Annotated in this window: 1 protein-coding gene; it reads left to right on the forward strand. The window is 57.4% G+C overall.

Annotated elements, in window-relative coordinates; all coding sequences use genetic code 11:
- Nucleotides 1-136: 136 nt before the first annotated feature.
- Nucleotides 137-586, forward strand: a 450-nt coding sequence (locus A3754_RS25640; RefSeq protein WP_063521712.1) for a hypothetical protein, incomplete at its 3' end; no start/stop codon positions are given.

A 586-nucleotide genomic window follows, 5' to 3' on the forward strand; every position in this document is an offset into this window, starting at 1 on the left:
CGAATGGGGTATAGATTGCGAGCCAGCCTGAAAGACTGAGCATGCAAGGAGTTATTCAGAGGTTCCTTAGCCCTCGGGGTCCGGGGGCTTTTTCGGTATGCTTCTGTCTGGTTTTTCCAGGGACGGNAGTCACTCTATGGCCATTGGGCCACTCAGCTGGCCGCTGCTGCTGCAAACGGCGCGTCGGCATTTTTCCCTTTTCTTCATGCTCTTCTTCTTTCTTGGCTTGCCGTTTGCGGCGGTTGGCGTCGGTCTGCTCTGGTTTGAAGGTGGCGATGATTGGGGGGCGGCGTTTGGCGGGGCCTTCTTTGCGCTGGTCGGCATTGGGGTCATGATCATGGCGTTGGTGACCAGTGCAAGCAGCATTGGCTATTACTACGAGCGGGCCTTGCTCAGAGAACACGGCACCAATGTGGATGGGGTGGTGTTGTCAGTGACGCAATACAATGAGCCCGAGGACGGAGAGGAAACGCTGTGGTTGCTGCGTTTCCGTTATAGCTGCCATGGGGAGCCTCATGAAGGGGAGGCGGTTCTGCCGGATGAGGAATGGATGAGCCGGCTGGGCGAGAATGACTGGGCGCCGTTA

This window comes from Alcanivorax sp. HI0083 (assembly GCF_001635175.1).